Here is a 4231-nt window from a genome sequence, read left to right as displayed (position 1 = left end):
CATGTGGAAGTGGAAATTCAGCGCTATGCGGCGTGATGCGCTAACGATTCCCACCCAAACGAGCGAGAGAGGTCCCCTCTGCCCCGGAGCTGAATAGGCCAGGGGGCGGCAATTTGCGCCCGCTACTCCCGCGCCGGCTCCCTGAACACCTCCGCCCGGTGCCACGCCAGAAACTCCGGATGCGGCAGGCACTCCTTCCCCTGCGGCTGAATCAGCCCCGCGCCATGGTGGGCGAGCAGCTTCGCCTTGGTGTCGTCGCCGCCCATGAGGTGGCGGCTGAATACGATCTGGTGGTTTTCCGGCAGCACGGTGAACGCGCCGAGGTCGAAGATCTTGTGGTGCAGCGAGCACAGCGCGAGGCCGTTTTGCACCACGTCCGGCCCGCGCGCCTGGAACCACTTGATGTGCGCGGCTTCGAGCCCTATCGCATGGCCACCCATGCGCAGGTCGTGCCCGCAGACGCAGCAGCGGTATTCGTAGGCGAGCAGCACCTTCTCGCGGAACGCGGGATCGCGGCGGCGCTGCTCTTGTTCAGGTGCGGCCGGGTTGTCCGCATCGGGGCTCAGCCCGACGGCCGCCGCCACGTCCTGGCGTATGCTCTCCGGAAAATGGGCATTCAGAATGCGGCGGGCAATTTCCGCGACGAGCGCGGGATCGTGCGCGAGGGCGAGGCGCACCGGCTCGGCGAACCCGCCTTCGACGCGGCCGCGCCGCAGTTCGGTGATCGTCGGCGTGGCGCCGGCAGGGCGCGAGGTGATTTCGGGCGGACCTTCAAGTCGCCAGACGCCGTCGGTGCGCAGATGCCAGAAGGGATTGTGGCGGGTTCTTTCGGAGCCCGAGGGGCCGAACTCCTCCAGCAGCTTCCCGAGCTTGTCCTCGATGCCGGCGAATTCCACCAGCGGCGATTCGCCGCGCAGCAGGCGCCCGAGCGCGAGCAGCACCAGCAGCGGCTTGTGCACCGCGCGCCGGTCCCCCTGTTGCCAGACGCGGATGCGGTCGAACGCGGTCAGGATTTCGTCGCGGGTCATGGCCAATTTTGTCCGTAGATTTGTCAGAGCAATTTAGAGATATATTTGTGTTCGGTCACCAACCGATCCAACTTCAATAACTGGCGGTTTAGGCCCACCGGCGTCAGGGGATGACCATTCATTCGGATTCGAAACTCGACCGGAATCCAATCGTGGGGCTTTTCAGTAACCAAATAGCAAATTCGGTTTACGTAGTGGACGCCGGTCGTGATCCATTGGTCGCCTGAATCGCCATCCGTGACCGTCCACACAAAACCCGGATCATGACTGCGAACGATCTCGAAGTCTTCGCCAAACGTCTCTAATCCGAGTCCGCCCCATATATTGGGCTTCGTATCGGCGTGACGAATAGGTTTGAAGTATTCATAGAACGCGTCTTCGTGCAATACGCACGGCTCAGAAAACACGACCATTCCTCATCTCCAATCCAATGTAAATCGCGTCGACTCGAACGGGGAGATTTTGATTTTACCCAGGATTTGAGTATACGGATCCTCCCCTTAGTATCTATGCCCATTTCCACATCGTCCGTAGAACCGCTAGACTGGTGACCGTTCGCGACAGATTCTTCAATTGCCAATATGCATGGAACACGTCGGCGCCGGTCAGCACCGACGTTCACTGCTGGCTCGGATGGAGACAACATGAATCGCGTATCAATGTTGACGCATATGGCCCTGTTATGAGTTCTATTCGATGGACAAAGGGCCAACTAAAGCTCGCATTCCACCTTTATTGTCAGCTGCCGTTCGGCAGACTGCATAGCCGCAACCCTGAGATCGTCGACCTTGCAACCGCCATCGGTCGAACACCATCAGCGGTCGCAATGAAGCTCGTCAACTTCGCCAGTCTCGATCCTGCAGTTACCTCTACAGGCCGAGCGGGATTGGGAAATGCCTCGAACGCTGATCGCGAGGTGTGGAAGGAATTCCACGAAGATTGGGAAGGGCTCACTACGGAATGCGCGGTCCTCAATGCCCAGCTTCGTAGTGGAAGGGGCAAACTCAAATACGAATCCCTGGAAGAATCGGACATAAAGGAACTTGAGGACTACTCTGGTGAGACTCGGCAGGTTCTTACTAAACAACGAATCAAGCAGCGCTTCTTCCGACGCGCAGTATTGAGCAGCTATCAATGGCGTTGCTGTATGTCGGGTCTCTCCGAGCCGCGCTTGCTCGTCGCAAGCCATATTGTTCCGTGGAGCAAGGACAAAGCAAACCGATTGAACCCGCGCAACGGTCTGTGCCTTTCTGCCTTGCACGACAAGGCTTTTGATGCTGGCTTAGTGACACTGTCTGATGACTTCAGAATCGTATTGTCCAAAGAATTGAGCCGAAACAATGAGCCGTTTGTACGCGATGTACTTTCACCTTTGAAAGGCCGGTTGATAGATCTACCGCAGCGCTTCTTACCAGACCGGAGTTTCCTCGAGCGTCATCGACACGAGGTTTTTCTAGATAACAGAAAGAATGGATAGCCATGGTCAAACATACCGGATACACACTATTCGAGTATTTGTATCGCGATGCTTCAAACTATAAAGCATGGGGCCAGCTGCTTCTTTCTGGTCAAATTCGCCCAGCAGACATCGCCGCGTTACGATCCACCCTTGATTCTGGTGAATACTTTGTTGCTGAGCAAGTGGGCGTGCCCGGACTATATAAAGCCCTCTGGAAATTAACAAATGGCGCAACGGGCGATGACCATTGTTTTCATGAGTTTGTCGAGTTGCGCGCGGCCACTGACCACGAAATAGCGCAACATCCGGTCTGGGGATCAGTAGCGAAGTTCATTAGGACATTTAAGAGCGTTAAGTCTTGGAATTGCACACTTTCGCCAAACAGTCAGTATCTCGTTTGGTAGGCGAATTGGTCTCTGCCTCCAAGCACCAACACTCGCTATTTCTCCCCCGTCGGCTCCCTGACCGCAAACGCCACCACCCCCGCCAGCGCGAGCATCACGCCGCCGACGGTGGCGAAGCCCGCCTTGAGCGAAAACGTCGCGAACATCGTCCCGCCCATCGGGCCGACCATGAACGCGATAGCCCGGGCGGTGCTGCCGATGCCGAAGGCGGTGTCGCGCGGGTCGCTGGTGACGTTGAGCACAATCATGGTGTTGGTCGCCGACATCATCGATGCGTTCAGGAACGAGGTGCGGGTGAATGAGGGGGTGAAAAGCCAAGCCGAGTCGCGCGCCGTGAGCTCCGTCGCCACTGACATCATGCCGATGCGCCCGTAACAAACAGCTTTGATGTGGCGCGCGTCATTGCCACATAAAGTAGTCGGGCCTCATCTTCGTTCGACTCCTCCGGTGCGGGAAGCAATCCGGCGCCTGGAATGACGACAATTGGATATTCAAGGCCTTTACTGCTGTGAAACGGTAGCAGCTTGACGGTATCCTGGCTTTCGCCGAATGTCACATCGTCTTTCCATGTATTCGGGACACCTGCTTGCCGCAATTCCTTACGCACTGCTATGCATACAGGATCGTAGTGCCGATACAGGATTGCCATGTCATGCCAAGGCGTGCCGTTAGCGTGCTCTTCCTTCAGCCGCACTGCAATCCACGCTCCTTCCGACTTTAGCGTAGGCAGATTCACAACGACCGGCGCATTGCCGTGGCGTCCCGCCGAAATCGGTACCAGTCGCGGAATACCATCGTCCTCGGCCTCGGCAGCTTTGAGCAACTCTCCAGCGAACTGCGCCGCAAACTCCAAGATCTCCCGCGTATTCCGGTAATTCACCTTCAAGATCGTCGTGCGGCCTTGCGCCTGGATGCCCACGCTCTTGAAGCTGAAATTCTTTTGCCGGCCGGCTTCGTAGATCGACTGGGCATCGTCGTAGAGAACCAGCAGCGAGTTGGCCCGCGGATCGACCATCTGAACGATAAGCTTCAGCCACTCCGGCTTGAAATCATGGCCTTCGTCAATCAACACGGCTTCGTACTGCCCGGAAGGAACCTGGCCGCGCTCGACGCCACCAATGACGGCTTGCACCATGTTGGCCATGGTCTTGTCCGTGTCATTCTTGCCTTGGGAGAAGTTAACGTGATAGGCCTTCAGTTGGCTGTGGCACCAGCTATGAAAATGCCGCACATGTACCTTATCGCTGACGCCTTTGCTCGACATCCAATGCGTTAGTCGTCCCGCAAGCGTCTTGTTGTAGCAGAGGACCAGGATAGGCTTTGCGCAAATCTTTGCGAGT

The 4231-nt window shown here is 57.1% G+C and carries 6 protein-coding genes; 2 read left to right on the top strand and 4 right to left on the bottom strand.

Features of this window, described 5'->3' with window-relative positions; genetic code table 11:
• Positions 1-122: 122 nt before the first annotated feature.
• Entirely contained in the window at positions 123-1028 is a 906-nt protein-coding gene (locus tag VMV64_RS14330; protein ID WP_325331521.1) for a phosphorothioated DNA-binding restriction endonuclease, read from the bottom strand.
• Between the two features lie 23 nt (positions 1029-1051).
• A complete protein-coding gene (locus tag VMV64_RS14325; protein ID WP_325331519.1) occupies positions 1052-1441 on the bottom strand; it encodes a hypothetical protein in 390 nt (129 codons plus the stop codon).
• Positions 1442-1710: 269 nt separating this feature from the next.
• Between VMV64_RS14325 and VMV64_RS14320 the strand changes: the two genes are divergently transcribed.
• Together VMV64_RS14320 and VMV64_RS14315 are read left to right on the top strand one after the other, a co-directional pair.
• The gene (locus VMV64_RS14320) at positions 1711-2505 is read left to right on the top strand and encodes an HNH endonuclease (protein WP_325331517.1); all 795 of its coding nucleotides are present in this window, start codon (positions 1711-1713) and stop codon (positions 2503-2505) included.
• 2 nt (positions 2506-2507) lie between these two features.
• Positions 2508-2891: a hypothetical protein gene (locus tag VMV64_RS14315; protein WP_325331515.1), complete on the top strand. Its 384-nt coding sequence runs from the start codon at positions 2508-2510 to the stop codon at positions 2889-2891.
• Positions 2892-2926: 35 nt separating this feature from the next.
• Here VMV64_RS14315 and VMV64_RS14310 read toward each other — a convergent pair whose 3' ends face one another.
• Together VMV64_RS14310 and VMV64_RS14305 are read right to left on the bottom strand one after the other, a co-directional pair.
• A complete protein-coding gene (locus tag VMV64_RS14310) occupies positions 2927-3250 on the bottom strand; it encodes a hypothetical protein (RefSeq protein WP_325331513.1) in 324 nt (107 codons plus the stop codon).
• The coding region (locus VMV64_RS14305; protein ID WP_325331511.1) for a DEAD/DEAH box helicase at positions 3247-4231 on the bottom strand (985 nt) is incomplete at its 5' end. The genes VMV64_RS14305 and VMV64_RS14310, both read right to left, overlap by 4 nt.

Source organism: Sulfuricella sp. (genome assembly GCF_035531155.1).
In the GTDB taxonomy this organism is placed as follows: domain Bacteria; phylum Pseudomonadota; class Gammaproteobacteria; order Burkholderiales; family Sulfuricellaceae; genus Sulfuricella.
Note: the sequence above shows the minus strand (reverse complement) of the source record. Positions and strands in the feature narration are given on the sequence as shown.